Annotated in this window: 30 protein-coding genes; 13 read left to right on the top strand and 17 right to left on the bottom strand. The window is 54.3% G+C overall.

The genetic code is table 11. The features are described from left to right. Window positions 1-7 precede the first annotated feature (7 nt). The 6 genes from RHJ31_RS08870 to RHJ31_RS08845 all read right to left on the bottom strand — a co-directional run bounded on the left by RHJ31_RS08870 (window position 8) and on the right by RHJ31_RS08845 (window position 3,816). Complete coding sequence (locus tag RHJ31_RS08870; RefSeq protein ID WP_302676356.1) at window positions 8-649, bottom strand: HEAT repeat domain-containing protein; 642 nt, start codon at window positions 647-649, stop codon at window positions 8-10. Beyond that, complete coding sequence (locus tag RHJ31_RS08865; protein WP_315862881.1) at window positions 646-1,476, bottom strand: HEAT repeat domain-containing protein; 831 nt, start codon at window positions 1,474-1,476, stop codon at window positions 646-648. Before RHJ31_RS08865 ends, RHJ31_RS08870 begins: the two co-directional genes overlap by 4 nt. A gap of 7 nt (window positions 1,477-1,483) precedes the next feature. After that, the gene (locus tag RHJ31_RS08860; RefSeq protein ID WP_149818199.1) at window positions 1,484-1,720 is read right to left on the bottom strand and encodes a phycobilisome linker polypeptide; all 237 of its coding nucleotides are present in this window, start codon (window positions 1,718-1,720) and stop codon (window positions 1,484-1,486) included. A 43-nt stretch (window positions 1,721-1,763) separates the two neighbouring features. After that, window positions 1,764-2,627 carry a phycobilisome linker polypeptide gene (locus tag RHJ31_RS08855; RefSeq protein ID WP_149818201.1) on the bottom strand — a complete coding sequence of 288 codons (864 nt, stop codon included), beginning with the start codon at window positions 2,625-2,627 and terminating at the stop codon, window positions 1,764-1,766. Between the two features lie 113 nt (window positions 2,628-2,740). Then, entirely contained in the window at window positions 2,741-3,229 is a 489-nt protein-coding gene (gene cpcA / locus RHJ31_RS08850; RefSeq protein ID WP_149818203.1) for a phycocyanin subunit alpha, read from the bottom strand. A 68-nt stretch (window positions 3,230-3,297) separates the two neighbouring features. Beyond that, entirely contained in the window at window positions 3,298-3,816 is a 519-nt protein-coding gene (locus tag RHJ31_RS08845) for a phycocyanin subunit beta (RefSeq protein WP_011057792.1), read from the bottom strand. 433 nt (window positions 3,817-4,249) lie between these two features. Here RHJ31_RS08845 and RHJ31_RS08840 point away from each other — a divergent pair, with 433 nt between their 5' ends. Continuing rightward, entirely contained in the window at window positions 4,250-4,963 is a 714-nt protein-coding gene (locus tag RHJ31_RS08840; protein ID WP_302676354.1) for a uracil-DNA glycosylase family protein, read from the top strand. Window position 4,964: 1 nt separating this feature from the next. Here the strand turns inward: RHJ31_RS08840 and RHJ31_RS08835 are convergent, their stop codons facing one another. The 9 genes from RHJ31_RS08835 to RHJ31_RS08795 form a co-directional block, all read right to left on the bottom strand. Then, entirely contained in the window at window positions 4,965-5,324 is a 360-nt protein-coding gene (locus RHJ31_RS08835; RefSeq protein WP_149818207.1) for a PadR family transcriptional regulator, read from the bottom strand. Window positions 5,325-5,715: 391 nt separating this feature from the next. Beyond that, window positions 5,716-6,276: a 2'-5' RNA ligase family protein gene (locus RHJ31_RS08830; protein WP_302676353.1), complete on the bottom strand. Its 561-nt coding sequence runs from the start codon at window positions 6,274-6,276 to the stop codon at window positions 5,716-5,718. Then, entirely contained in the window at window positions 6,276-6,932 is a 657-nt protein-coding gene (locus tag RHJ31_RS08825) for a class I SAM-dependent methyltransferase (protein WP_302676352.1), read from the bottom strand. Before RHJ31_RS08825 ends, RHJ31_RS08830 begins: the two co-directional genes overlap by 1 nt. Window positions 6,933-6,935: 3 nt before the next feature. After that, window positions 6,936-7,526: a DUF3177 family protein gene (locus RHJ31_RS08820; protein ID WP_206199560.1), complete on the bottom strand. Its 591-nt coding sequence runs from the start codon at window positions 7,524-7,526 to the stop codon at window positions 6,936-6,938. Window positions 7,527-7,589: 63 nt separating this feature from the next. Beyond that, window positions 7,590-8,939 carry a YvcK family protein gene (locus RHJ31_RS08815; protein WP_315862949.1) on the bottom strand — a complete coding sequence of 450 codons (1,350 nt, stop codon included), beginning with the start codon at window positions 8,937-8,939 and terminating at the stop codon, window positions 7,590-7,592. Further along, window positions 8,923-9,333, bottom strand: coding sequence for a hypothetical protein (locus RHJ31_RS08810; RefSeq protein WP_206199562.1), 411 nt, complete (start codon window positions 9,331-9,333; stop codon window positions 8,923-8,925). The genes RHJ31_RS08815 and RHJ31_RS08810 overlap by 17 nt, the downstream gene beginning before the upstream one ends. Before the next feature lie 74 nt (window positions 9,334-9,407). Next, on the bottom strand, window positions 9,408-10,349 hold the full coding sequence (locus tag RHJ31_RS08805; protein WP_302676350.1) for a folate-binding protein YgfZ: 942 nt from the start codon (window positions 10,347-10,349) through the stop codon (window positions 9,408-9,410). Continuing rightward, on the bottom strand, window positions 10,346-11,536 hold the full coding sequence (locus RHJ31_RS08800) for a bifunctional 2-polyprenyl-6-hydroxyphenol methylase/3-demethylubiquinol 3-O-methyltransferase UbiG (protein WP_302676349.1): 1,191 nt from the start codon (window positions 11,534-11,536) through the stop codon (window positions 10,346-10,348). Before RHJ31_RS08800 ends, RHJ31_RS08805 begins: the two co-directional genes overlap by 4 nt. Further along, window positions 11,533-12,588, bottom strand: a complete 1,056-nt coding sequence (locus RHJ31_RS08795) for a thiamine phosphate synthase (RefSeq protein ID WP_302676348.1) — start codon at window positions 12,586-12,588, stop codon at window positions 11,533-11,535. The genes RHJ31_RS08800 and RHJ31_RS08795 overlap by 4 nt, the downstream gene beginning before the upstream one ends. 84 nt (window positions 12,589-12,672) lie before the next feature. Here RHJ31_RS08795 and RHJ31_RS08790 point away from each other — a divergent pair, with 84 nt between their 5' ends. The 11 genes from RHJ31_RS08790 (at window position 12,673) to bioA (ending at window position 22,288) form a co-directional block, all read left to right on the top strand. Then, window positions 12,673-13,230 carry an SPOR domain-containing protein gene (locus RHJ31_RS08790; protein WP_302676347.1) on the top strand — a complete coding sequence of 186 codons (558 nt, stop codon included), beginning with the start codon at window positions 12,673-12,675 and terminating at the stop codon, window positions 13,228-13,230. A gap of 139 nt (window positions 13,231-13,369) precedes the next feature. Further along, window positions 13,370-14,686 carry a DNA methyltransferase gene (locus RHJ31_RS08785; RefSeq protein ID WP_302676346.1) on the top strand — a complete coding sequence of 439 codons (1,317 nt, stop codon included), beginning with the start codon at window positions 13,370-13,372 and terminating at the stop codon, window positions 14,684-14,686. Between the two features lie 74 nt (window positions 14,687-14,760). After that, window positions 14,761-15,477 carry a hypothetical protein gene (locus RHJ31_RS08780; protein ID WP_302676345.1) on the top strand — a complete coding sequence of 239 codons (717 nt, stop codon included), beginning with the start codon at window positions 14,761-14,763 and terminating at the stop codon, window positions 15,475-15,477. After that, on the top strand, window positions 15,464-16,075 hold the full coding sequence (locus RHJ31_RS08775; protein ID WP_302676344.1) for a DUF4033 domain-containing protein: 612 nt from the start codon (window positions 15,464-15,466) through the stop codon (window positions 16,073-16,075). The genes RHJ31_RS08780 and RHJ31_RS08775 overlap by 14 nt, the downstream gene beginning before the upstream one ends. Before the next feature lie 87 nt (window positions 16,076-16,162). Next, window positions 16,163-17,173 carry an ArsJ-associated glyceraldehyde-3-phosphate dehydrogenase gene (locus RHJ31_RS08770; RefSeq protein WP_302676343.1) on the top strand — a complete coding sequence of 337 codons (1,011 nt, stop codon included), beginning with the start codon at window positions 16,163-16,165 and terminating at the stop codon, window positions 17,171-17,173. A gap of 10 nt (window positions 17,174-17,183) precedes the next feature. After that, a complete protein-coding gene (gene arsJ / locus RHJ31_RS08765) occupies window positions 17,184-18,437 on the top strand; it encodes an organoarsenical effux MFS transporter ArsJ (RefSeq protein WP_302676342.1) in 1,254 nt (417 codons plus the stop codon). A gap of 74 nt (window positions 18,438-18,511) precedes the next feature. Continuing rightward, window positions 18,512-18,811 (top strand): hypothetical protein, encoded by a 300-nt coding sequence (locus RHJ31_RS08760; protein WP_206199571.1) that lies wholly within the window; start codon window positions 18,512-18,514, stop codon window positions 18,809-18,811. 215 nt (window positions 18,812-19,026) lie between these two features. Further along, window positions 19,027-19,488, top strand: coding sequence for a ribosome maturation factor RimP (gene rimP, locus RHJ31_RS08755; protein WP_190278200.1), 462 nt, complete (start codon window positions 19,027-19,029; stop codon window positions 19,486-19,488). 40 nt (window positions 19,489-19,528) lie between these two features. Beyond that, window positions 19,529-20,716 carry a transcription termination factor NusA gene (gene nusA / locus RHJ31_RS08750; RefSeq protein ID WP_149818240.1) on the top strand — a complete coding sequence of 396 codons (1,188 nt, stop codon included), beginning with the start codon at window positions 19,529-19,531 and terminating at the stop codon, window positions 20,714-20,716. A 2-nt stretch (window positions 20,717-20,718) separates the two neighbouring features. Beyond that, window positions 20,719-20,985 carry a YlxR family protein gene (locus tag RHJ31_RS08745; protein WP_149818242.1) on the top strand — a complete coding sequence of 89 codons (267 nt, stop codon included), beginning with the start codon at window positions 20,719-20,721 and terminating at the stop codon, window positions 20,983-20,985. Beyond that, on the top strand, window positions 20,963-22,288 hold the full coding sequence (bioA, locus tag RHJ31_RS08740; protein WP_310445790.1) for an adenosylmethionine--8-amino-7-oxononanoate transaminase: 1,326 nt from the start codon (window positions 20,963-20,965) through the stop codon (window positions 22,286-22,288). Before RHJ31_RS08745 ends, bioA begins: the two co-directional genes overlap by 23 nt. On the opposite strand, the gene RHJ31_RS08735 is transcribed toward bioA, so the two are convergent. Further along, complete coding sequence (locus RHJ31_RS08735; RefSeq protein ID WP_206199574.1) at window positions 22,264-22,656, bottom strand: DUF1823 family protein; 393 nt, start codon at window positions 22,654-22,656, stop codon at window positions 22,264-22,266. The two genes, bioA and RHJ31_RS08735, sit on opposite strands and share 25 nt — an antisense overlap. A gap of 75 nt (window positions 22,657-22,731) precedes the next feature. On the opposite strand from RHJ31_RS08735, the gene lepB reads away from it, so the two are divergent. Continuing rightward, complete coding sequence (gene lepB / locus RHJ31_RS08730; protein WP_206199575.1) at window positions 22,732-23,301, top strand: signal peptidase I; 570 nt, start codon at window positions 22,732-22,734, stop codon at window positions 23,299-23,301. Here the strand turns inward: lepB and RHJ31_RS08725 are convergent. Next, entirely contained in the window at window positions 23,298-23,612 is a 315-nt protein-coding gene (locus tag RHJ31_RS08725) for a hypothetical protein (RefSeq protein WP_302676337.1), read from the bottom strand. The genes lepB and RHJ31_RS08725 overlap by 4 nt on opposite strands. Window positions 23,613-23,898 lie beyond the last annotated feature (286 nt).

Genomic DNA, 23,898 nt, shown 5'->3' with positions numbered 1-23,898 from the left:
AATCCTTTTAGGTGTGCATGGACAGAGAGTCCCTCTGGAGGGCAAGTTGACAACGGGAACGCACAACAATGTCGGGGTCGCGATCGCTCAAATGATTGAGGAGGAAACGCACCGCTTCCCGAAGGGCGCGAGCAGCCGCCTGCTGATGCAGATGATCGAGGGCAACACCCACGGCATAGCGAACCGCCCAATCTGCTGCTTCACTGTTGCGTTGAAGAACTGTGAGTGCTTCCCTTAATTGAGCCTCTCTTGCCGTCTCTTCAGGGATTAACTGCCAGCGGAGCGTTCCTAAGGCCTTTGTGGCGGCGCGGCGAACACTGGGGGCAAAATCCGACTGCGCGGCAGCCAATAAGACCCGTAGGGCGGCAGGATGACCAATACTCCCCAAAACTCGCACCCCATAGGCACGGGCACCATAGTTGTATCCATCCAACTGTGCCAACAGCGGCTCCACAACCGCATCCCCAAGGGCAATGAGGCCTGCCACAGCGGCTTGGGCAGCAGCGGGGTTGTTGTACCCCAAAACCGCAATCAGCGTGGGAATAGCAGCGGTGTCTTTTTGCTGGGCAAGCTGAACCACCGCCTCGCATAGGGCAGGAGCAGAGGTGGCGGTCTCAACGGCATGGATATAGGTATGGAGATCACTCACAGCAGTTGATCCAATCCTTGAAAGAGGGAGAGGGTCTGTTCGGCTGGGGCGGCCTGCCGCAGTTGCTGGCTGAGGATGCCGTGGAGGGCAATGAGCTTGAAGCTCGCTTCAACACCCGCCTGCAAAATAGCCTCTGCTGCGGGTAGATAGCCCATCGCTCCCAAATCCAGAAGCGCTGTCCGTCGCAGTTGCACATCCTCACTGTTGAGAGCCGCTAGCAGGCGATCGCCATACTCGGCCGCTCCCGTGAGCTGAAAAAGTGCCCGCGCAGCGGCAAATTGGACTCGCGGCATTTCATGAGCCAAGAATGGCTCAATCAGGGCAATGGCTTCAGTGGCACCAAGGTGACCCAAGCTTTCAATCACGGCTTCCACTGGCTGCACCAGATGCGGGCGACCGGGGACGAGCCGCGCCATTGCCACACCCCCTTCTAGGAGCGATTGCAGGGGCGCGATCGCTTGAGGGTCTCCCAACTGACCAAGAGCAATGGCCGCCGCCTCACGGACATAAAAATCCTCGCAGCGCAAGCACTCAATTAATGCCGGTACGGCTTGGCGATCGCCCAACTTGCCCAAGGCACGGGCGGCATTCCGCCGCAGAGGGTAACCCCCCAATTCTGTGCGATCGGCCTCATCGGCCAAAGCAGCAATCAAGGCGGCCACAATCGCCTGCCGCTCCGCTGCCGTTGCTGTTTCTAGGCCAAACTTCCCCAGCCACCACGCCGCATAGTAGCGGAGACTGGTATCCGTCCCCTGAAGCTGCGCCAGCATTTGGGGAACCGTCAGTTGTACCGGTTCAGAGACCGCCGTCATTCCCTCTCCAGACATCAGCCAATTAGGAGGCGACCACGGGGGTAATGGAAACGATTTTGCCCCCCATGCGGGTAATGCGCTGCATCTCTTCATTCATGCGGTTGTAGGGCACCGTAATAAAGGTGCTACCGCTGCGCCGAATCGGAAACCCCATTTTGTCAGTTTCTTCGTTTTGACGCAGACCCACAACCTCGTAGCGGAAAACGCGAGCGCCGGAGGGGCTAAGGGCAGCACTTCCAGACGCAGTTTGACCAAACATGACACCTGACTCCCAATCTCAAAAGGACGCTAAACAAACATTCCTAGGCAGGATTGACACTGACAATGCGAGCACCCGTGCGCTGAAGCTGCTGCATTTTGCTCGACAGTTGCTCATAGGGCACCAAGAAGGCGGTACTGCTGCGGCGCACCCCCGGATAGCCCGGTTGGCGAATGCCCGCCACTTCAATGCGATAGACGCGGCCACTTTCACCAAAGGAACCACCCAAGCAAGCCCGTGGGGGAACATCGGCACTGGGGGTGTAGTAGGCAAAGGCCGTATCGCTACTCGAAGGCGGCACCACCGTATTGGGACTGTTGGTGGCCAGATCCCGCGCTAAACGGGACATGCTGCCTTCTGCTTGGGCGCGATCGCTATTGGCATAGCCACGATAGAGACGGAACATGCGGTTAAAGCCCACTGTTTTCTGACCCGGCTGGCTATTAAAGCCACGGTAATAGGGCACGACCCAATCCCCAAAGCTATCGGTGTATTCGGGGGAATCAATGTAGGAGTCAATGTCGGCATCAAAGCCCTCATTTTCGTAGAGATCCAAATGGAAGATTACTTCCGACTCGTCGTAGGGTGCCCGCCCCAACAAATGCTTATAGTTCAGTTCAATGACACGGGTTTGAAAATTGCCGTAGAGAAACTTCTCTTTGTATAGTTCCGACTTGGCCACTGCGCGCACAAACTCCCGCACGGTAATTTTGCCATTGCGCAACAGTGACTCCGCACTCACCAAACGCTCCGATGCCATGACATAGTCATTGCCCAAGACCTGACGGTAAACGGCACGGATGACAGTCTCTAGATCTTCCTCGCTCCAGTTGGCACGCAGCTCCACCCGCGGAGCATCACTGAAGGCGGAGGTACCCAAGCGCGAAGCAGCAGCAGTAATAGCCACGGTACAAACTCCTAAATATCGAGGGTACAAACAAGCCCGGTGCTGTAAACAAAGGGTCAGCCCAACGCCGACAACATCTGCTTACCTCACCGGGCAACGAAGGGAAACGCCTATTAGCTGAGGGCGTTAATGGCGTAGTCGATGTAGGCGTTGGCTTCCACCGCAGCTTGGCCCGTCAAGCCATGATTGGCTTTGATGTATTTCAGAGCTTCCACATACCAGCTTGGGGAGAGATCAAACGTGCTGTTGATTTCAGACAAGCCAGCGATGAGGTACTCATCCATCGGACCAGTGCCACCGGCAACGAGGCAGTAGGTCACCATCCGCAGGTAGTAGCCGATGTCACGGGCGCACTTGGCTTTGCCTTCGGGGGTCGAGGCATATTGAGAGCCTTGCATGGTGGTGGTGTAGGGGAATTTTTGGTACACCGCTTGGGCTGCGCCGTCAATCAGGCTCTGAGCATTGTTGGTCAGGGCGCGAGCAGCTTCCATGCTGGCCACAGCGCGCTTGAAGCGACCGTCAACCGCTTGCAGCTCGGTGTTGCTAAGGAAACGACCTTGGGTATCAGCGGCGGCAATAGCTTCAGTAATCGGCGTTTTCATGGATAAAATATCTCCCTAAAAAATGTGCGTGTTCAGAACGGTCAAAGTTACAAGACGGTAGCTGTGTCTTAGGCAACAGCGGCAGCGGCACGATCAAAGTAGCCAGCAATCTCAGACATCAGGGCGCTGCAATCGCCAGGAGTGATGCCATTGGGATCATTGGCGATCGCGATCGCGGCATCTTTCATTTTTTGGATAGCCACAGCCACGGAGGAGCCGGGGGTACCAAGGGCTTGGTAGGTTTCCCGCAGACCGTTCAAGCAGCGATCATCGAGCACGCTGGAGTCACCGGCCAAAATGGCGTAGGTCACATAGCGCAAGATGATTTCCATGTCGCGCAGGCAAGCAGCCATACGACGGTTGGTGTAAGCATTCCCACCGGGTTGGATCAGTTGGGGTTGCTCTGCAAAGAGGGCACGAGCAGCGTTAGCAACGATCGTGGAGGCATTGCTGGTGATGCGGTTGACGGCATCCAGACGCTTGTTGCCTTCTTTCACCAAGTTGGACAGGGCATCGAACTGGGCGTTGGTGAGGAATTCACCGCGGGCATCGGCCTGAGCGACAACTTTGGCAAATGCATCTAGCATGGATCAATTCTCCTTAAAGGTTGTTAAAGAAGTTAGAACTTCTTGACATTCCTGCCCCTAGCGGGATTGCAGGATTTTTATGGTGTTTTTGTGTCAACCCATAAAGGCTGTGTCAAGCAACCTTAGAGCGACCAAGCTGATCCTTGGTGTGGATATGTCAGGTCACGAACACCACAGTGGTGGGTGCCGGAAAGGTCGAATAACAGCCTGTGTTTCCCTAGGTGAGGTCAACAACCGTGCTGTTAAACCCTTCAGGTATTTCTTATACAATGCGGTGGGAAACCTGTTTCGCCGTAGTTATTAATTTGTAAAATACTTTTGTGAGATAAATTAAGCTTCCCGCGATCGCCATAAAATTGGTGCGATTTGTCCTAAGTTTTTCCTAAGTTTCGTGAAGTTTCTTTAACATTATTCTCAGGAAGTTACGATCCACATGAGTGAACCGTTGCAATTTAGCTTATTTGACACCCTCGCCCCCACCGAGGCCGAATCCCCGCCACCGACGCCTCTCGATGCTGCTACCTATGATCAAATTCCGCTGCGCGCTGAGGTGCCCATTCCCACTGGTACCTACCGCGACTTGGAGGCGCTTGCGGCGCATTGTCAGCAGTGTCAACGCTGTGGCTTAGCGGCCACCCGTACCCATGTGGTGGTCAGCCGTGGTAATCCCGCCGCCAAGCTGATGATTATTGGGGAAGGACCGGGTCAAGCGGAGGATGAAACGGGTCGCCCCTTTGTTGGCAAGGCAGGGCAGCTCCTCGATAAAATCCTTGCTTCGGTCAATCTCGATAGTGAGCGGGATGCCTATATCTGCAACATTGTGAAGTGCCGCCCTCCCGGCAATCGCGTCCCTGAACCCGCTGAAACAGCAGCCTGCCTGCCCTATCTGTTAGAGCAGATTCGCTTGGTCAATCCCCGCATTATTCTACTGGCGGGGGCAACGGCTGTATCTGGATTGCTGAAAGATAATCGCGGGATTACTAAAATTCGTGGCCAGTGGATTGAATGGCAAGGACGCTGGTGTATGCCGATTTTTCATCCAGCGTACCTGTTGCGCAATAACTCGCGGGCGCCGGGCAGTCCCAAGTGGCTAACGTGGCAGGATATGCAAGCTGTGCGCGATCGCCTGCGCCAACTTGATCCCTAAATTATTCCTGACGGTGGGGATGTTCCTGCAAATAGCGTAGCCAAAGTTCCGAGAGTTCCCGCGCCTGTTGCTCCTTTTCGCCAACAATGTGGTACATTCGCCGCGGCCGACCGCGACCTTCCACCTTCTTCCAATAACCATCAATAATTCCCTCATCCTCGAGAAATTTGAGGGCGCTGTAAAGAACCGTATCGGAAAGGCGGTAAAGAGGATATTCGTTTTCAATGGCTTGAATCAGCGCCGTGCCATAGGAGTCCCCCTTTTCCACAAGGGTATAGAGCACATAGCACACCGCAACTTCCTTGCTCAGGTAAACGGGCGGTGGCTGGCGGAAAAAGGTGTAGATATCTTCCAGTTTCATAACCTTATCCTCAGCAATGGGCTACTGCTGATCCATTGACTCCCCAAAATTCCTCAGATCATGGAAGCGTCTGAATTCAACTCTGTTGCTCCAAAGGATAGAAAACACAAATACTCCCCCCTTAATATCAGCACTTGCCTCTAGTCTTATATAGCGCATGAAAGTCACTAAGTATTTATCACTACCAAGACTACAATATTGTTTTACAACCCTTTCCTGAGATATAGGAGAAACAGTCTTCTCCCCTATCGGCTTTCACGATTTTAAGCGTGTGCCATCCTTGTGAAAAGGGCTATACTTCTGATTTTAGGAAGTCTGAGAGAAAAGTGTTCCTTGCATCATAATTCCGCAGTTGGCAAAAATCAAGTCATTGACTTGTCGCAAATTGATTTCAAGGGGCATCAGGGGCAAGGTTTCTTAACAAAAATTCACGATAAATCTGCCAGCGGCGGCCATTGTGCACCAGCAGTGTGAGGTGGGATACCCAACAGCGAGCCGCAAAGGATTGTGCTTGAAAGTCTGCCCAAGCGTGGCGAAAGTTGTCCTTGGTTAAATCACGAAAGGCGATCGTCATGTGGGGGGTAAAGGCATGGCGTTGCGTAGGGGGGAGGTGCAGGGGCTTCGCTACCGCTTTGACGAGATCTGCTTGTAGTGTCTTGAGGGCTGGGGTGGGTGCCACGTGAATATAAATGACTCGTGGGGGAAAGGCGGCAAAGCCATCGAGGATCAACTCCACTGGAGCGGCTTGCTGGGAAAAAGTTTCTAGAGCTTGCTCCAGATTTACGACCGCTGCATCTGGCCACCAAAAGGGGGGATAGAGGGTAACGTGGGGGGGAGAGCGCAGTGCCGCTTGGCTTTGGTAGCGATCGCAACAATACTGCTTGAGGCGGGTGACTTCCGCCTGAATGTCAGCATTGGGCAACAAAGCAATAAAGTAATGCCGCCGGTTCATTAGCGCTGTGCCACAACGGTCCAATGGCGATCGGAGGTGAGGGTGGCTTGCCACTGCTGCGGCGGCTGCGGCAAGGTTTTGAACAGATCCCCCATTTCCGTTAAGGTCAGTGCCGCATGGAGCGAATCGGCAAACAGTTGCCGTTGCTGGGGCGGGTCTTGACCCGCATATTGCTCAACCAAGGCTTGCAGTTCGGCCAATGTTTCTGGGCGATAAAGGTCACGGATAAACAACGTCCCTTGGGGACGCAGCACCCGCAGTATTTCGCCAAGGGCAGGCCGCGGATCCGCTAGGTGATGGATCAAGCTATTACTGATCACAACATCAAAACTCGCGTCGGCAAAGGGCAAGGCTTTGGCATCCCCTTGAATAAAGTTTAATTGGGGACTGTGGTGGCGGGCGATCGCCAGCATGGCTGGACTGAGGTCAATCCCTGTTAGTTGCCAATGGGGATAGCGTTGATGCAGCATTTGCAGAATCCGCCCATTTCCTGTACCCACATCTAAAACTTTTAGAGGTTGCTCAACACTGGCTAAGACTGCGGCTAAATCTTCACAGAAGGCGGCATTAACAGCAGTAAAATCCATGGCGTCATAGGCGGCAGCTGTTTCTGGCGTCTCCATGACCTCAGGTTCAAGAATGCGTTGCAGCGGCATAGGCTATAGACCCGTCGCCGATCGCCCCTGCTTGGGTAAGCGCACAAACACAAAGTAGCTCAGATAGAGCATATAGATGACAAGGGCAACGGCGGCAAAGAAGCCAAGGGTACCGGCGCGGGCTTGGGCATGGAAAATATCTTTGAACATCAGGGGTGGCTCGAGCCAGACTTGGCAACTGGGGGTCTGAACGGCACCAGCGACAAACGCACAGGGCAAATAAAAGGCCTGACCAATGGCGGCAAGGATACAGTAGAGCGTGATTGCCCAGCGCCAGCTACTAAAGACCTGACCAATCAAATCTTGGCGATCGCTAATTTCTTCATTAAGATCCACCCAAAACCAGAGGCTAATGGGAATCAGCACCAAGGCCATAAATCCGGTGACGTAGGCCACTGGCCACTGCGGCATCATCAGGTACACCGTAATTGCCAATAGACTGGCCACCCGCCAATAGATAATCAGCAGTTGAGTAATCGCTGGCACATTTTTAACCGTTGACCACAGCAACAGGATCAAGGGGATAATTACAGTAAAGAGCACCGCAAGGCGGTAGTCCATCCACACGAGCGATCGCAGAAGTTCCAAGGACATGGCAAGCCACAGACCCAAGTGCAACGGTTCTATTATTAGGGATCGCCTTCCCAGGGCACAAGGCTAGAGCGATCGCACGCGTTCATACCAACGCATCAGAATGGCTGCTAACTTTTGCGAATCATGGCGCACGGTTGGCGTGGATTCGTCCATCACATCCGCAAGGATTAGCCGACAGTTTTGGCGGGTCAGGGCTTCCCGATCAATAGCCACAGCGGTACTTCCCTGCTGCCCATAGCGTTCAAGGTGAGCAGCACTGGGGGGATATTTTTGCACCAGCACCGCATCAAACAGGCGATCGCCCGTGACCGCATCAAGGGCACGCACATGATCACTCACAGCATAGCCATCGGTTTCCCCCGGCTGCGTCATGATATTGCAGACATAAACACAGGGACACCGACGCTCTGCCAAGGCTTGGGCAATCTCAGGCACCAAAAGATTGGGAATGATACTCGTATAGAGACTGCCGGGGCCAAGAATAATGTAATCGGCCTCATGAAGGGCTTGAATGGCGCGGGGCAGGGCTTTGGGGGCTGGGGGCGAGCAGCCGATTTCGACAATTTTGCCGCGGGCGGCTGTAATGTTGGACTCCCCATGAATGAGGCGACCATCGGCAAGGCGTGCCCAAAGGGTCATATCTGTTAGGGTGGCTGGCAACACTTGACCACGAATGGCCAAGACTGCTGAACTGGTGGCGATCGCTCGCTCCAGATCCCCCGTGATATTTGTCATCGCCGTCAGAAACAAATTGCCAAAACTGTGCCCCGCCAAGCCATCGCCTGCCTCAAAGCGGTACTGAAAGAGTTCAGTGACGATTTTCTCCTCATCGGCAAGAGCCGCCAAGCAGTTGCGAATATCCCCCGGTGGCAGCACCCCAATTTCCCGCCGCAGTCGTCCGGATGAGCCGCCATCATCGGCCATCGTCACAATGGCGGTGATATTGGAACTATAGAGCTTGAGTCCCCGCAAGAGGGTGGAGAGACCAGTTCCCCCCCCAATAGCAACAATTCTTGGCCCCCTGCCTAGCCGCCGATGGATGAGCAGCCGCTCCACCAAGGCCTTGTCGTCTTCTGGCAATAGAACTTCCGTAATCGAGCCAAGGGTGCGGGCATACCCCCAAGCAATCAGTGCCAACCCCCCAAGCAGCAGTAAAGGGCCACTGATGTAGCTGGGCACAAAACGGGCAATGCCTTGGAGAAACTGCTCTAGAAATTGCAGAAAGTAAAAGATGGGCGTGAGATTGATACTAATGGCAAAGCCCAAGCTGGCGAGCAGAACGCCCAGTGCACTGATCAGGAGCCACCGCTTGACCAATAGCCCCGGCAGCAACCATTGGGACCACAAACGGATTTTACGACGGGCTGGCCGTAGCTTCGCTGAGAGTGGTTGAGCCTTATTCGCTCTCCTCATCCGCACCAATACCCAAATAGGTTTTGCTCAGATAGCGGGCTAGGCGCTGCAGAGGATTGGCCACTTGTTTTTTGTGTTCGGCATGATTACTGTTAATGGGAACACCTAAAATCCCGGAAAATTCATCATCGCTAATTTCCCCTGCTTGGTGCTGAGCAAAGGAATCAACCACTTGAATGAGTTCATCGGTGGAAAATTCAAAACCATGCTGACTGGCAAAATCCACCACTTTCGGTGCCATTTCTCCCCGCAGCGCGGCGAGTTCCTCAGCATCTAGTTCGGCAGCGCCGCTGATATTGCCATCCCCTACCCCCAGAAGGTTCTCCAGTTCATCTCGCAGTTGGGCATCTTCAGCGGTCTTTTGCATGAACGCTAACACCTGTGCCGTCGCCATAGGCTTCCTTCCTTCGGTCAGTAAATTTTCTGCACGAACCGATTGGATTATAGCATTCTCTGCTGAGAGTATTTTTAGGCAACAGTTCTTAAGAAGGGCACCTCCACCACCTGTACAATGACGCCCTCGGGCGTTTGCAGCCTCAAGCCTGCCCCACCCACTTTGGTGCGCACATAGCCTAGACCAAAGGCACCCCCATTTAGGGGCGTACAACTGGTGAGCAGACCCACTTTTTCCCCTTCCAAAAGTAGGGGAGTTGGGGCGGGAACAACGGCACTCAATTCCAGTCCCCAGAGATGTTGTTTGACCCCTTGGTAGGTGTTGAGGCGGGCGATCGTCTCTTGGCCAATGTAGCAGCCCTTATTGAAAGAAATCGTATGCCCCAGTCGGGCTTCGAGGGGGTTATAGTCTTCGGTGAGTTCAGCCTCGGCAGCGGGTCGCCCTTGGCGGATGCGTAGGTGTTCCCAGTCGGTATCATTCAGTTGGAGATGGGCATTGAGGAGATCTGTGAGGGGGCGATCGCTCCAAAGGGTCAAGCCCGGAATCGCTAAGCCACTGGTGGCAGCAATGGTTATGGGAGCGTTTTCGTAGGTGAGAGTCACATGAGCGTAGGGCTGGGAAAACGGTTGCAGACCCAATTGGTCAGCGATCTGATCCGAAACGGCACCGAACACTCGGTAGCAGTAACTGTCAGAAGTGCGATCGCTCACCTGCACATCGTCGCCAAAGAAGATGTACTTATCGAGCCATTTCAAGAGAAACTCGCGGCGCTGCGGTGACACCAGTAGATCCACCCACTCCATATGAACAAGTAGGGTGACAAGATCAAGGGTGCGCGCCGTCGAGGTCAGAAAAACCGTATCTGCCCCTTGGCCGGGTTGCAAGACAAGACAGTTATTGGAGCTTTGATTGTGCAAAAACTTCAGGCGATCGCCCCCCGTGAGGCGTAGGCGCCCCCAATGACTGCAATCATAGACTGCACCACTGGCAGAGACTATTTCCAGTAGATCCGTCATTCTTTTACTCCTAAGAGAAGCAAGTCCCGCTCAAGGAGCGATCGCACCCCTGCAAGATTGAAGTCCGGTTGCTCAGCTAATAACTCAGCCACGTTTTTTTGACCCGTCGCAGCCGCCAAGAATTGCTGCTCAGCCTGATTGAGCTGAATCACATCATAGTGACTGTTAAAGACACAGACCCCCGGCCAACCGTCTAAGCAGGGGTGTCGCCACGGAATAGCCACCAGCAAAGCCGCATCCTCAGACCAATCGTGACGGGGCAGCGGCGGCTTGGCCAAAAAGAACTCAAAGTGGGTCATTGCCTCAGGGTCAAGGCATTCAATGAGTTGATATTGCTGGATCGGATCTAAGTGCTGTGCGCGGTGCAACAGTTCTGGCTGGCTGCCCAACAGCCGCTCCAACCGCCAAACTTGAGGGTTAGAAAAGCCAACGAATTCTAGGCCAGAGGCAGCAATGAGGTCAAAGAGGCTGGCGATCGTGTAGTCAATTTCTTGGGGATGCACATACATATCAGCAAAGCATTCATCCCGCTGATTTTCGAGGCTCCAGCGCTCCTGCTCACGCTTTTTCAGGCGATTGTTCTGGGGCAATGCGGCAAAGAGTTGCCGTCCAATGGCCACCCCCTCGCGATAGTTGTGGCGATCGCTCCCCTGAAGTAAGGCAATGGCCTGCTGCATCAGTTTAATTTCCCAGCGACCGTAGGCTCCATAAACAAAGATGTGCAAAATGCCGCCGGGAGCAAGAACATCGGCGAGAGCTTGAATGCCCCGCTGCGGATCCGGCAGATGGTGCAGCACGCCCACACAGTTAATCATCTGGAACCTTTGCCCCAGTTGTGCCACATCCTCTAGGCTCAGGTGGTGAAATTCGACATTGGTGGCGCCCGATCGCCGGCAGCGCTCGCGGGCAATCTCCAAAGCACCCTCACTGAGATCCAACGCAGTAATCTTTGCCTGCGGATTCAAATGGGCGAGATATTCCGTTCCTACACCAGTGCCACAGCCAGCATCGAGAATGGCAACGTCCAACTGGGAGGGATAGCGTCCTGTGCAAAAGCTATAGGCCGCCGGCCAAGACCAGCGCCAGTTGTACCCCGGTGGTGGCTCATCAAGGAGCGGTTCCGGCGGAAAAGGATAGGTATTGTACAGTTGCCGCACAGCAGCAGTAATCTCAGCCGCCGAGGTCATGATGGTTCCCCTTGAGATAAGCGTCGTAATAATTCTCGGGTGGTTGCCTCTGGGTCAGCCGCATCCACAATGGCGCGGACAACGGCCACCTGAGTCGCCCCGGCCTTGACCACCTCATCAATATTACTGAGATCAATGCCGCCAATGGCAAACTGCGGCATCGGGGCGTGTTTGCGGGCGTATTGGAGATAGTCAAAGCCCACAGCCGCTTTACCCGGTTTGGTAGGAGTCGCAAAAATCGGCCCAACACCCACATAATCGGCACCTTCAGCAATGGCACGCTCCAGTTCTTGGGGATTGGTGGTCGAGCGTCCCACGAGGCGATCGCGCCCTAAAATTTGCCGAGCCAGTTCCATGGGAATATCCGTCTGTCCGAGGTGGACACCATCGGCATTGGCACCCACGGCAATATCCACGCGATCGTTGACCAAAAACAGGGCGCCGTAGCGTTGGCAGAGCGCTTGTAACTGGCGAGCCGTGGTTAGACGGGTGTGATCATCACTGGTTTTGTCGCGGTATTGCACAAGGGGCAGTCCCCCCTTCAAAGCAGCTTCGACGGTTTCCAGCAGGCGATCGCTGGGGGCAGTCACCAGATAGAGCTTTGCCCCTTGCAGGCGTTGGGCTCGAGCGTGGCGCGGGTTGAGGATCAGGGCTTGCTCGAGAATGTAAACGCGATAGCGGAGGGCTTTGGCGGTGTCACTCAGCTCAGTATCCGTTAATTTCGCGTACTCCTCAATCACTCGTAGCGCTTCTTGGACACGGGCAAAGTTAGCGCTGAGCACCTCGCTGAGGGTCTGGCGATCGCGCTCCTGCGGATGACGCAAAGCAGTCCCCGGATCCTGATCCGTTTGTCGTGCCGCCCGCAACTCTGGGGTATGGTAGCGGCCAAGGGTTTGGCGCAAATCTTTACATTCTGCACTCAGGGCAGCATCTTCGCGGCCAAAGCGGCACCATTCTTCAATCACCCGCAGGCCTTCGCGGGCACGGTCAAGGTTGGCATCGAGAATCCGCCGGATGCGTTGCCCCTCAAATCCGGGAGCTAAATTTTGCATAGCACGTCCGATCCCCACAGAAAAGAATCAACACAGTTCTGTTCACCGTTCATCGGCATTGTTGATAGCGCAATGAAGTTTTTGATGAGCCGTTTCAGCATTCACTCCCAGCCGTGGTTGAGTCACCTATGTTTGATCCTAATGGGTTGGGGGACGCCCGTATTGGCGGCAGAACCGATTCCCATCCCCGTGCCACCGCCAGAGGTCAATACCGTCATCCCGATTCCTGTGCCTGCCCCAGAGGTGAGTACGGCGCCAATTCCCACCCCACCGCCGCAGCAGCTTGACAACTCCCTCGAACGATTGCCGGTGCCTAGTGACCCGATTCCGATGGGATTTGTGGGTCGCGATCGCGCGATGAATCAATTGCCGCCCCCACCAGACATTTCTGATGCAAACTTGGCAACACTCGCTCCCGTAGCCCCCAGAACGCGGTTTCGAGTCATTGTTTTGGATTTGCGGGAGGATGATCTGGCCAATCAAGAACGCCTGCGATCGCTCGTTCCCGAAGTGATACCCATTACCCTTGGCCAGCGCCGCGCCCTACAAGTGGGCAGTTTCCAAAACGAGGCCAATGCCACCGAAATGCGTGCCTTTATGGAGGTCAATGGCTTCCGCGCTGAGATTCAACGTCTGCCCTAAACAACCTCAATTGGCTCAGGAACAACGCGAAGAGGCCTAAAGAGTGCCCGCTTTTTCGGCAGTGAAGTGAACCCCCTGCCCAAGCAATCAATTTTTCATAGACTTAGAGGATTAGGAGCAAATCGCCACAGGAGTTGAGTTGCTAAAACATTCTGAGGATACAACCGTTCCCAAAGACAATAGCAATATCAACAGGATAGATGAGCAAGACCGCGCCTTTCATGACTGGTATCGGTTTGTGCTCTCTTATCCGCCCCATCTTGTGAGGGACTACATAGAAGACTTTGGCTTGAATGCAGAGAGTGTCATCCTCGACCCTTTTTGCGGCACAGGCACAACGCTGGTTGAGTCGAAGCTGCGTGGAATCCCCTCATTGGGTACCGAAGCCAATCCATTTGCCCATTTTGCGACGTGTGTTAAGACGGATTGGGATGTTGATCCGGATTTACTCTACCGTCACTCCTGTGAGATCGCAGAATTTGCCCTTGACATCCTGCGGCAGCAAGGGATAGGGGACTCGGTGCCTTTTGAGGGGAATATTGCGGATCTACCGTTACGCCAACTCTCGCCAGAGCAACATAAACTCATCCTTACGGGGTCGATCAGCCCGATTCCCTTGCACAAGGTCTTGGTACTCCTTGACTGCTTAGAGAAATACAGAATAGAACAGGTCTATCGGCATCAACTGCTGGCGATCGCCAACATACTGGTTTTTGCCGTGAGTAATTTGCGCTTTGGCCCTGAAGTGGGTGTTGGCAAGCCTAAAGTTGATACACCAGTGATTAGTGCTTGGCTCGCCAAAATTGATGAAATGGTGGAGGATTTGCGGCAGGTCAAAAATCAAAATGATGCCCCTGCCCACGTCTATCTGGCGGATGCAAGATGTCCTGACCGAGTATTGCCGCCGCAGTCCGTTGATGCGGTGATCACCTCACCGCCGTATCCCAATGAAAAGGACTACACCAGAACAACCCGCCTCGAATCGGTGGTCTTGGGCTTTATCAAAACCAAGGCGGATTTACAAGCTTTCAAGAAGGGTCTGATCCGTTCCAACACGCGCAATGTGTACAAAACCGATGACGACGATCAGTGGATTCAAAACCATCCTGCAATTCAGGAGATAGCAGCTGAAATTGAACGCCGCAGAATTGAGCTGGGTAAAACGTCTGGCTTTGAGAGACGCTACAGCAGGGTAACAAAGCTCTATTTTGGTGGCATGGCACGTCACTTGGCTGCCCTGCGATCGCGCTTGCGTCCCAATGCCCAATTGGCCTACGTCGTGGGTGATCAAGCCTCCTATTTGCGGGTGATGATTCGCACAGGTCAGTTATTGGCTGACATTGCCCAAGCCCTTGGCTATGAGGTTGTGCGCACAGATCTCTTCCGAACACGGTTTGCCAGCGCCACGAAGGAGCAACTGCGCGAAGAAGTGGTGATCCTACGCTGGAAAGGATAGTCGAGTCAGTCCAGATGGGCTGTACCTTAAGAATTACTGTAAAATAAGGCATCAACTGGCAGTACACCCACCCTATGGTTACCTCTTGGGCGAAATGGTCATTGCCGCGACTTCAACGGTACTCAACTCCGCCGCGCCAAAGGCGATTGGCCAAAGGGCACGCGACGCGATCGCAACGACTGCGCTGGAAATCTTTTGTGTTTAATCTGCTGTCTGAGCGTCTTTTGCTGGTCATCGGCGGATTGGGGGCAGGTCTTCTCCTGTGGCAAACCGATGGCCCTTTGATGGTGGCCACCCTGAGTGGCGTGGGTACGATTTTTCTCCTCAGTCGCTGGCAACGCCGACTGTTGACGCTATGGCAAGACCTGCGCCAACAGATGTCTCAATGGCTACACCATCCCTTCGCCTTTACGGTGGTCGGGGGTTTGCTGGCCTGTTTGGGTACCTATACCCTTCTGCATTTGGGTCAACACACCGCAGATCCATGGCTCGTGGTGGCGCTTGTGATCCTCGGCATCCTTTTAGTGGCCGTCATTGCCCTGCTTGGGACGCTCATGGGGCAACTGCAACAGCAGCATCAGACCCAACAGGTGTCCCAATGGTTTGCTGACCTCACCCATCCGCAACCGCTGCATCGGCTAGTGGCTATTCGCCAATTAGCTCGCATCTCTAAGGGGGCAGAGCGTCGCCAAGTGCAGGAAGCCCTATATCTGCTACTGGGACAGGAAACGGATGCAATCGTTCGCCGTGCTGCCCTTGAGGTGCTCGATCATCTTGATGATGCCGCCTGAGTCCCTCAACTGGTTGGAGCGATGGTGCTTGGCTCGGTTGATTCGAGCGATCGCTAGTGTCATTGGGGTTGAGCCACAGCGATTCGACTACGTTGGCTTTGTTGAAATCACACGGCAAGTGAAGCAGAGGCGATCGCCCGCGCAGCAGCAGGCTATCGTGGCCACCGTCTTTGATCGGTTAGTTCCCCCCTTCATCAGCACCTTGGTACGCACACTCTTTCGCCCGACTCGCTGGGTTTGTGAGTGGAATGCGTGGTTTGCCACCCGCCTCACGGGCTGGTTAGTGGGAGCCAGCGATCGCTACTGGGTCGAGGTCATTCCCCCCGATCAACCCCGCCAATGGCAACACAGTGGCGTGCGCATTCAAAAATGCCGCTATCTTGCTGAATCTCAATGCGTGGCACTCTGTATCAACCTGTGCAAAAAGCCCACGGAGCAATTCTTTCGGCAGCGATTTGGCATTCCCTTGACGATGACGCCCAACTTTAGCGACTACAGTTGCGAAATGGTTTTTGGTACCCCTGCCCAGCCGATTCCTGAGCCAACCATTCCCCACTGTTGGGACGATCCGAGTCAGACCCCCTGCCCCCACATTTAAGACCATTCTCTTGGCGAATCATTTTTGGCGATTGACAATTCAAGATTATTTGAAATAACGTAGGGATGTCCCGCTGGAGCAGCAACGATGGGCGTTGGCATCGGCATTAATGGCTTTGGCCGCATTGGTCGCTTGGTTTTGCGTGCCGCGTGGGGTTGGCCTGAACTGGAGTTTCGCCACATTAACGAGATTAAAGGAGGCACAACCACTGCCGCCCATTTACTAGAGTTTGATTCGGTGCATGGCCGCTGGCCCCAAGCCATTCAGGCCAAAGAGGGGGCGATCGCCATCAACGATCAGATCATTAGCTTTTCGGAAGCAAAAACCCCAGCAGAGGTACCTTGGCAAGAACGAGGAGTCGAGATTGTTCTGGAATGCTCCGGTAAATTCCGTACCGCTGAGCAACTGGCGGCCTACTTTGCAGTTGGGGTGAAAAAAGTGATTGTTGCTGCCCCCGTCAAGGAACAGGCCCTCAACATTGTCATGGGCGTCAATGACCATCTCTACAATCCCCAAGAACACCACTTGCTCACCGCCGCCTCCTGTACGACAAATTGCCTTGCCCCCGTCGTTAAGGTCATTCACGAAACCCTTGGCATTCGCCACGGCTTGATCACCACGATCCACGATGTCACCAATACGCAAACAGTGGTGGATGCCCCCCACAAGGACTTGCGCCGTGCCCGCTCTAGTCTGATGTCTCTTGTGCCGACAACCACGGGTTCAGCCACTGCTATTGGGCTGATTTATCCAGAACTCCAAGGCAAACTCAATGGCTTGGCGGTACGGGTGCCCCTGTTGAATGCGTCGCTCACCGACTGTGTTTTTGAAGTGAGCCGCCCCACCAGTGTGGCCGAAGTGAATGCAGCTCTTAAAGCTGCCGCCGCCGGGGAACTCAACGGAATTCTCGGTTATGAGGAGCGCCCTCTTGTTTCCATTGACTATTGCAACGACCCCCGTTCCAGCATTGTCGATGCCCTCTCCACAATGGTTGTGGATGAAACGCAGGTGAAAATTCTCGCATGGTACGACAACGAATGGGGCTACAGCAATCGCATGGCCGAATTAGCTCGTCACGTCGCCACTACGTTGCCCTAAGGAGTCTGCTATGGCTGTGTCCACCAGTGTCCGCAACTATATGATTGTTACCCTCGCCTACTGGGGGTTCACGATTACCGATGGCGCACTGCGGATGCTAGTGCTGCTCTACTTTAACCAGATTGGCTACACACCGCTGCAAATTGCCTTCCTATTTCTCTTCTATGAAATTTTTGGCATTGTCACCAACTTTCTCGGTGGCTGGATTGGTTCCCGTTTAGGGCTGAATGTCACCCTCTACGCGGGCATTGGTTTACAGGTGATCTCGCTGATCATGCTCACGCCCCTAACGCCAGAATGGCCTTTGTGGTTTGCGGTGCCCTATGTGATGGCGGCACAGGCGATGTCGGGGGTGGCCAAAGACCTGACAAAGATGAGTTCTAAGAGCGCTATTCGCTTAGTGGTGCCCCAGGAGGCAGAGTCACAGCTCTTTAAGTGGGTAGCGATTCTGACGGGTTCTAAAAATGCCCTCAAGGGGGTGGGTTTCTTTGTTGGCAGTGTGTTGCTGACATTGGCGGGCTATAGAGCGTCTCTGTGGATCATGGCGATCGCGCTTATCTTGATCCTGTTCAGCGGTTTGTTATTGCCACGGGGGATGGGGCAGATCAAAAAGAAAATCAAATTTCGCCAACTCTTTTCCAAGAGCAAGGAGATCAATATTCTTTCTGCTGCTCGCTTTTTCCTCTTTGGGGCGCGGGATGTCTGGTTTGTGGTGGGTTTGCCCGTCTATCTCCAAAGTGTTCTCAACTGGTCATTTTATGAAGTGGGGGGCTTTCTCGCCCTGTGGGTCATTGGCTATGGAGGTGTCCAGTCCTCGGCACCCCTACTGTTGAAATACATCAATCGCGGTCGCCCTCCCCAAGCCGCCACTATTCAGTTTTGGACGTTTACACTGACGATTGTGCCAGCAGTCATTGCCTTGGGCTTGATGAGCCACTGGAATCCCAATGCCGTCATTATTGGCGGCTTGCTCCTTTTTGGCTTGATTTTTGCCATGAATTCGGCAGTCCACTCCTACTTGGTGCTGGCCTACACCGATGATGAAAAGGTGGCCTTGAATGTTGGCTTCTACTACATGGCCAATTCCGGCGGGCGACTAGCGGGAACGGTTCTCTCTGGCCTCATCTATCAAATTTGGGGCATTGTCGGCTGTCTGTGGGTTTCGATGGTCTTTGTTCTCTGTGCTGGCTTGATTTCCCTGAAGTTAGAAGATCCAAAACGGCAGCAGCCCTACCCCTCGTTGATTGTGGGGGATGGTGAATAACTGCAACATTTTCCCCTAGGGGTTAGAACTGAATAAAATTGAGATATGGTGAGGTTCCCCGAGGAATTGCCCTTATGATGCTCCCCCAAGAAATCATCGGCCAAAAAGTGTGGTTGGAAGTGGAACCCGAAGATGCCTACTATGCGGGTGAGAAAATTCGAGTACAGGCGGAAATTAGCCAGCCCACTGCTCCCCCGTGGTACTATGCTCGCTACATTAACCCGCCCCGCTGGTTCCGCACCCAAGGCCAGTGGCTCACCCACCATGAGGCGGAGATGGCAGTGCTCTTGAATCCCGTCTTGGAGGATTTGGAGCTGGGGGAAGAGGATTACGACGGTGATGAACTGACGAATGGTGATTTTAGCGATCGCTAGGAGCGTCTCGGGTCTGTTGGTCAGGGTGGCGATCGCCCACTGTTAGCTGCTATACTAAGTGCCAAGAAGAGTGGTGTATTGGCAGCACCCATGAACGTTCTATCCTGAACGGTTCAAAAATCTCCTTCCCCTCGGGAAGTGAGGCTGTCACTTTTTGAGATTGTTTGGGTGTGGTGGGCAATGTCCCGCCTTTTTTATTTCCTATGCAGATACAGATGCTGTTGCCTGTGGTGCAAACCCTTGCCCAGCAGGTTGCCGACCAAGAACACCTTGATCTGGTGAGTGTGCAGTGGCTGACCCATCAATCGCCCCCGATTTTACGGGTGGAGGTGCGCCATCCTGAGAATGACACCAGCTTAGAGGATTGCGAACGGCTGAGTCGGGCACTGGAGATGGCTTTGGATGGGCTGCCAGAGTTGGAGTTTGCCTACGTTCTCGAGGTGTCGAGTCCGGGCCTGTCGGATTACTTGAGTAGCGATCGCGACTTTGATGCCTTTCGTGGCTTTCCTGTACGGGTCACGACCACCGCACCCCATCGGGGCAAAACCCTTTGGGAGGGCAACCTGATTCGCCGTGACGCGGTGAATGTCTATCTCAATCAACGGGGGCGATCGCTGGCGATTCCCCGCTCACTGATTGCCAGTGTCCAACTGTACACCCCCAGCAGTGAGCCTTAGCAGCAGTTGATCTACTAAATGAACGAGGTTGTAACGGACGATGACCATCTATCGCTTACCCGGCCTACGGGCCATGATCAATGAAATCAGCCAAGAGCGGAATTTGCCCAAGCACGCGGTACATCAAGCCCTCAAGGAAGCACTGCTCAAGGGATACGAACGCTATCGCCGCAGTCTGCGCCCGGATCATAGTCACTTTGAAGAAGACCACTTTGCCAACTTTGAAGTGGAACTAGACACCGAGCAGGAGGGCTTCCGCGTTTTGGCCACCAAAACGATTACGGAAACAGTGGCGAACCCCGATCGCGAAATTGCCCTTGCCGATGTGATTGAGGTGGTGCAGGATGCCCGTGTCGGCGATACGGTGCTGTTGGATGTCACCCCTGACCATCAGGAATTTGGCCGCATGGCCGCCATGCAAACCAAGCAAGTGCTGGCGCAGAAATTGCGAGATCAACAGCGTCGCCTCGTCCAAGAGGAATTCAAAGACCTCGAGGGCACCGTACTCATGGGGCGCGTCCTGCGGTTTGAGCGGCGATCGGTGATTATGGCTGTGCGCAGCGATGCTAGCCAACCGGAAGTGGAGGCCGAACTGCCGAAACGGGAACAACTTCCCAACGACAACTACCGCGCCAACTCCACATTCAAGGTGTATCTCAAGCGCGTCAAAGAGGGACCTCAGCGCGGCCCCCAATTGGAGGTTTCCCGTGCTGATGCTGGCTTGGTGGTCTATCTCTTTGCCAATGAGGTGCCAGAAATTGAGGATGAAGTGGTGCGGATTGTGGCCATTGCTCGCGAAGCCAATCCCCCGAATCATAAAGTCGGCCCCCGCACCAAAATTGCCGTGGATACCTTAGAGCGGGATGTCGATCCGGTGGGTGCCTGTATTGGGGCACGGGGATCCCGCATTCAAGCAGTGGTGAATGAACTGCGGGGGGAAAAAATTGATGTGATCCGCTGGTCGCCGGATCCAGCCACCTATATTGCCAATTCCCTCAGTCCCGCCCCGGTAGAGGATGTGCGGCTAATCAACCCCGAAGCCCGCATTGCCCATGTCCTTGTGGCACCGGATAAGGTCTCCCAAGCCATTGGTAAGGAAGGCCAAAATGTGCGCTTGGCAACTCGCCTAACGGGCTGGAAAATTGAGGTGCGCGATAGCTCCCAATACAACTATGAAGAGGAGGATCGCTTGGCCATGGCCGCCCTCGAAGAACAAGTTGCCAGTTAGGGATGATGGCTGTCCCCCAACGCCGCTGTGTGTCCTGTGGCCGCTTGGCCGATCGCTCGGAGTTTTGGCGAATCGTGCGCTGCTGGCCCGATCAAAAGGTGCAGTTGGATCGGGGGATGGGGCGATCGGCCTATCTGTGTCCCACTGCCGAGTGTCTCAAGGTGGCCAAACAAAAAAAACGCTTGGCGCGATCGCTCCGCTGTCCCATTCCCGAGGATATTTTTACGACCCTTGCTGCTCGCTTAGATGCCCATCGCAACTATGACTGACTCCCCCATTTGGCAGCCCTTTACACAAATGAAAACGGCGGCTCCGCCCCTGAAGGTGGTGCGTGCCCAAGGTGCTCGCCTTGAACTGAGCGATGGCCGTCAGATTATTGATGCCATTTCCAGTTGGTGGGTGACGCTCCATGGCCATAGCCATCCTGTGCTGGCTAAAGCGCTCTATGAGCAGGCACAAACCCTTGAGCACGTCATTTTTGCCGGCTTTACCCATGAGCCAGCGGAGCAGCTTGCCCAACTGCTGTGTGCCCACACACCAGCGGGGTTACAACGGGTCTTTTTTTCCGACAATGGCTCAACCGCCGTGGAAGTGGCGCTGAAGATGGCCTACCAGTATTGGCAGCGGCGAGATCAACCCCAGCGATCGCGCTTCATTGGCTTTGCCGGCGGGTACCATGGCGATACCCTTGGGGCAATGACTGTCGGCCAAAGTTCCCCGTGGTGGCAACCCTTTCAACCGCTGCTCCCCCCCTTAACAATCCTGCCCTACCCAGCAACCTATGCGGGGGATCCAGAGGTGGAGACCAAGGAAGCACAGGCGATCGCTCAACTGGAGGATACCCTGAAGGCAGACCCCGATGCCTATGCCGCTCTCTTCATTGAGCCACTCGTACAGGGGGCAGGGGGAATGCGCATGTGTCGTCCCTCGTTTTTGCAAGCCCTTTCTGCAATTGCCAAGGCCTATGGGGTGTTAGTCGTCTATGACGAGGTGATGACGGGGTTTGGCCGCACAGGTGCCCTCTTTGCCTGTGAGAAAGCGGGGACACAACCCGATCTCCTTTGTCTCTCTAAGGGGTTATCGGGAGGCTGCTTGCCCATTGCCGTCACATTGGCCACTGAGGACATTTACCAAGCCTTTTATGCCGATGATCCGGCGCGCGCCTTTTTCCACAGCCATTCCTATACCGGCAATCCCTTGGCCTGTGCCGCGAGTGTGGCTTCATTTCAATTGCTGCTTGCCAAACCTGAAGCCTACCAAGGTCTAGAGGCGCGCCATTGGCAGTGTTACCAGCAGTATCTTGCCGATGTCAGCAATCTCAAGCAATTTCGCACCTGTGGCACGATCGCGGCCATGGAATTGGCGACGGCGGCCTCCTACTTTAGTGACTTTGTGCCCCAACTGCGCCGCCGCTTTATTGAGTTAGGTGTGCTGCTGCGACCTTTGGGCAATACGCTCTATATCCTGCCCCCCTACTGCATTAGTGATGAAGAACTGGCCGCAGTCTATCGCGCCATCCGCCAAGTGGCGATCGAGGTGGCCGCAGGTTATTTCACCGCAGTCTCTGCTTGAGTGGCCATATAACTCAGGAGCCAATTGACCGCAGTGGCACGGCGCGTACGGCGGGGGTTGAGTTCCTTGATTTCATAGCCAGCAAAGCCCAACTGTTCCTTGAGAAGTTGCTTGTGGGCAGGGGGAATAGAGCGGGTGAGCTTGACGATGGCGGGGCGGCTGCCAATGAAGTCTGGCGGTTGGGGATAGTCTTGTCGCCATTCTGGAGGCACGCGATCGCTCTGCCAAGTTTGGCTGTGGGCGTCATAGCGATAGCCCAAGCAGTGCCACAGGAGCTGATTGACCGTAGCATCATCCAATTCATCATTGAGAATTTGCCACAACGTGGCTTCTGTGAGAGGGGGGAGTGGCGAATCAGAGCTATCCATTCACACTCTTTGTAATCAGTCGGTCTACTGAAACCGGTACCATAAAAAGGGTGGTTTCTCTAAATCTGCCCTTATATGTCTGCTTCGGCAACGAATTCCCCTTCCCGCTGGCGATCGCTACGCAATAATGCCCTCCTGATTGGGGTGGCTGTGCTGATCACGCTACTGATTCGTATTTTTGTGGCGGAGTCGCGCTTTATTCCCTCAGAGTCTATGGAGCCAACGCTTTGGCCAGGCGATCGCATTGTGGTGGAAAAGATCACCTATCGCCAGCGATCGCCTCAACCGGGGGATATTGTTGTCTTCTATACCCCACCCCTCTTGCAGGCCCTTGGTTATCGCGCCGATCAAGCCCTCATTAAACGAGTGATTGCCACCGCCGGGGATACGGTTGCCGTGCATGATGGTCAAGTTTGGGTCAACGATCGCCCCCTTGCAGAACCCTACATTGCTGAGCCACCCGTTTATACCCTCTCCCCAGTGACAGTGCCAGAGAATATGCTCTTTGTTATGGGAGATAACCGCAACCACAGCAATGACTCCCATATCTGGGGATTTTTGCCCCTTGAGAATGTCATTGGTCGGGCGATCGCCTGCTATTGGCCCCTCAACCATGCGGGTAAAATTTCGTCCCCGGCTGCCTAATAGGAGACTAGCCGCATCAGTGTGGGGTTAGCATCCTCCACCAGTCCCCATTCAACTGGTAACGGTACCACTTGTCCCACAGGAGTTGTTTGCGTTGCTTGGAGACAATCAGTCTGCAAACTGTAGTTGCCATTGCGCAGGCTTGGCGGTTGGGCAGGGCGGCTGACTTGACAGGTTTTAATGACCGTCGCTCCCACCTGTAGCGTGCTATGGGTTTGGCTGTGAGCCAAAGGTGTCCAAGAAAACACGGCTAACACACTCAAGGCGATCGTGGCGACAAGAGACTGCCGCCAAAACTGCATGCTGAACATAATTCCCCCGCCTTCTCTTTATCGAGAAGTCATTGATGAAATCACTTGTAACAATTCCTTAGATTCCTTCCCCCGCTTTTGGAAACGTGAGGCTTTGAGTCTTGAACGGTGAATACTAAGGTATTAACTGCAAAAAAGTAATAAGAAAATGTGAGGAGCTGTTTAGAGTTGTAGGGGACTCAGTCGCCTTCCCTACACTTCTATTGTAGTCTTTATAGCCAAACCTAGTTACGATCCTGTACAAAAGTTCATGATTGAGTCTTATACCAATTCAATTTGAAGATAT

It is taken from the genome of Thermosynechococcus sp. JY1331 (genome assembly GCF_031583475.1).
Taxonomy (GTDB): domain Bacteria; phylum Cyanobacteriota; class Cyanobacteriia; order Thermosynechococcales; family Thermosynechococcaceae; genus Thermosynechococcus.
This window is presented reverse-complemented; position numbering and strand designations above follow the sequence as displayed.

Coding starts and splice junctions, on each gene's coding strand:
- RHJ31_RS08835 (WP_149818207.1), bottom strand. CDS start 5,324: ATGAAACTGGAAGATATCTACACCTTTTTCCGCCAGCCACCGCCCGTT.
- RHJ31_RS08805 (WP_302676350.1), bottom strand. CDS start 10,349: ATGACGGATCTACTGGAAATAGTCTCTGCCAGTGGTGCAGTCTATGAT.
- bioA (WP_310445790.1), top strand. CDS start 20,963: ATGCCCATCGCAACTATGACTGACTCCCCCATTTGGCAGCCCTTTACA.
- arsJ (WP_302676342.1), top strand. CDS start 17,184: ATGGCTGTGTCCACCAGTGTCCGCAACTATATGATTGTTACCCTCGCC.
- RHJ31_RS08840 (WP_302676354.1), top strand. CDS start 4,250: ATGAGTGAACCGTTGCAATTTAGCTTATTTGACACCCTCGCCCCCACC.
- RHJ31_RS08735 (WP_206199574.1), bottom strand. CDS start 22,656: ATGGATAGCTCTGATTCGCCACTCCCCCCTCTCACAGAAGCCACGTTG.
- RHJ31_RS08830 (WP_302676353.1), bottom strand. CDS start 6,276: ATGAACCGGCGGCATTACTTTATTGCTTTGTTGCCCAATGCTGACATT.
- RHJ31_RS08815 (WP_315862949.1), bottom strand. CDS start 8,939: ATGAGGAGAGCGAATAAGGCTCAACCACTCTCAGCGAAGCTACGGCCA.
- RHJ31_RS08770 (WP_302676343.1), top strand. CDS start 16,163: ATGGGCGTTGGCATCGGCATTAATGGCTTTGGCCGCATTGGTCGCTTG.
- RHJ31_RS08825 (WP_302676352.1), bottom strand. CDS start 6,932: ATGCCGCTGCAACGCATTCTTGAACCTGAGGTCATGGAGACGCCAGAA.
- RHJ31_RS08790 (WP_302676347.1), top strand. CDS start 12,673: ATGAGCCGTTTCAGCATTCACTCCCAGCCGTGGTTGAGTCACCTATGT.
- lepB (WP_206199575.1), top strand. CDS start 22,732: ATGTCTGCTTCGGCAACGAATTCCCCTTCCCGCTGGCGATCGCTACGC.
- RHJ31_RS08865 (WP_315862881.1), bottom strand. CDS start 1,476: ATGTCTGGAGAGGGAATGACGGCGGTCTCTGAACCGGTACAACTGACG.
- RHJ31_RS08795 (WP_302676348.1), bottom strand. CDS start 12,588: ATGCAAAATTTAGCTCCCGGATTTGAGGGGCAACGCATCCGGCGGATT.
- rimP (WP_190278200.1), top strand. CDS start 19,027: ATGCTGTTGCCTGTGGTGCAAACCCTTGCCCAGCAGGTTGCCGACCAA.
- RHJ31_RS08810 (WP_206199562.1), bottom strand. CDS start 9,333: ATGGCGACGGCACAGGTGTTAGCGTTCATGCAAAAGACCGCTGAAGAT.
- RHJ31_RS08860 (WP_149818199.1), bottom strand. CDS start 1,720: ATGTTTGGTCAAACTGCGTCTGGAAGTGCTGCCCTTAGCCCCTCCGGC.
- RHJ31_RS08775 (WP_302676344.1), top strand. CDS start 15,464: ATGATGCCGCCTGAGTCCCTCAACTGGTTGGAGCGATGGTGCTTGGCT.
- nusA (WP_149818240.1), top strand. CDS start 19,529: ATGACCATCTATCGCTTACCCGGCCTACGGGCCATGATCAATGAAATC.
- RHJ31_RS08780 (WP_302676345.1), top strand. CDS start 14,761: ATGGTTACCTCTTGGGCGAAATGGTCATTGCCGCGACTTCAACGGTAC.
- RHJ31_RS08820 (WP_206199560.1), bottom strand. CDS start 7,526: ATGTCCTTGGAACTTCTGCGATCGCTCGTGTGGATGGACTACCGCCTT.
- cpcA (WP_149818203.1), bottom strand. CDS start 3,229: ATGAAAACGCCGATTACTGAAGCTATTGCCGCCGCTGATACCCAAGGT.
- RHJ31_RS08725 (WP_302676337.1), bottom strand. CDS start 23,612: ATGTTCAGCATGCAGTTTTGGCGGCAGTCTCTTGTCGCCACGATCGCC.
- RHJ31_RS08845 (WP_011057792.1), bottom strand. CDS start 3,816: ATGCTAGATGCATTTGCCAAAGTTGTCGCTCAGGCCGATGCCCGCGGT.
- RHJ31_RS08760 (WP_206199571.1), top strand. CDS start 18,512: ATGATGCTCCCCCAAGAAATCATCGGCCAAAAAGTGTGGTTGGAAGTG.
- RHJ31_RS08745 (WP_149818242.1), top strand. CDS start 20,719: ATGATGGCTGTCCCCCAACGCCGCTGTGTGTCCTGTGGCCGCTTGGCC.
- RHJ31_RS08800 (WP_302676349.1), bottom strand. CDS start 11,536: ATGACCTCGGCGGCTGAGATTACTGCTGCTGTGCGGCAACTGTACAAT.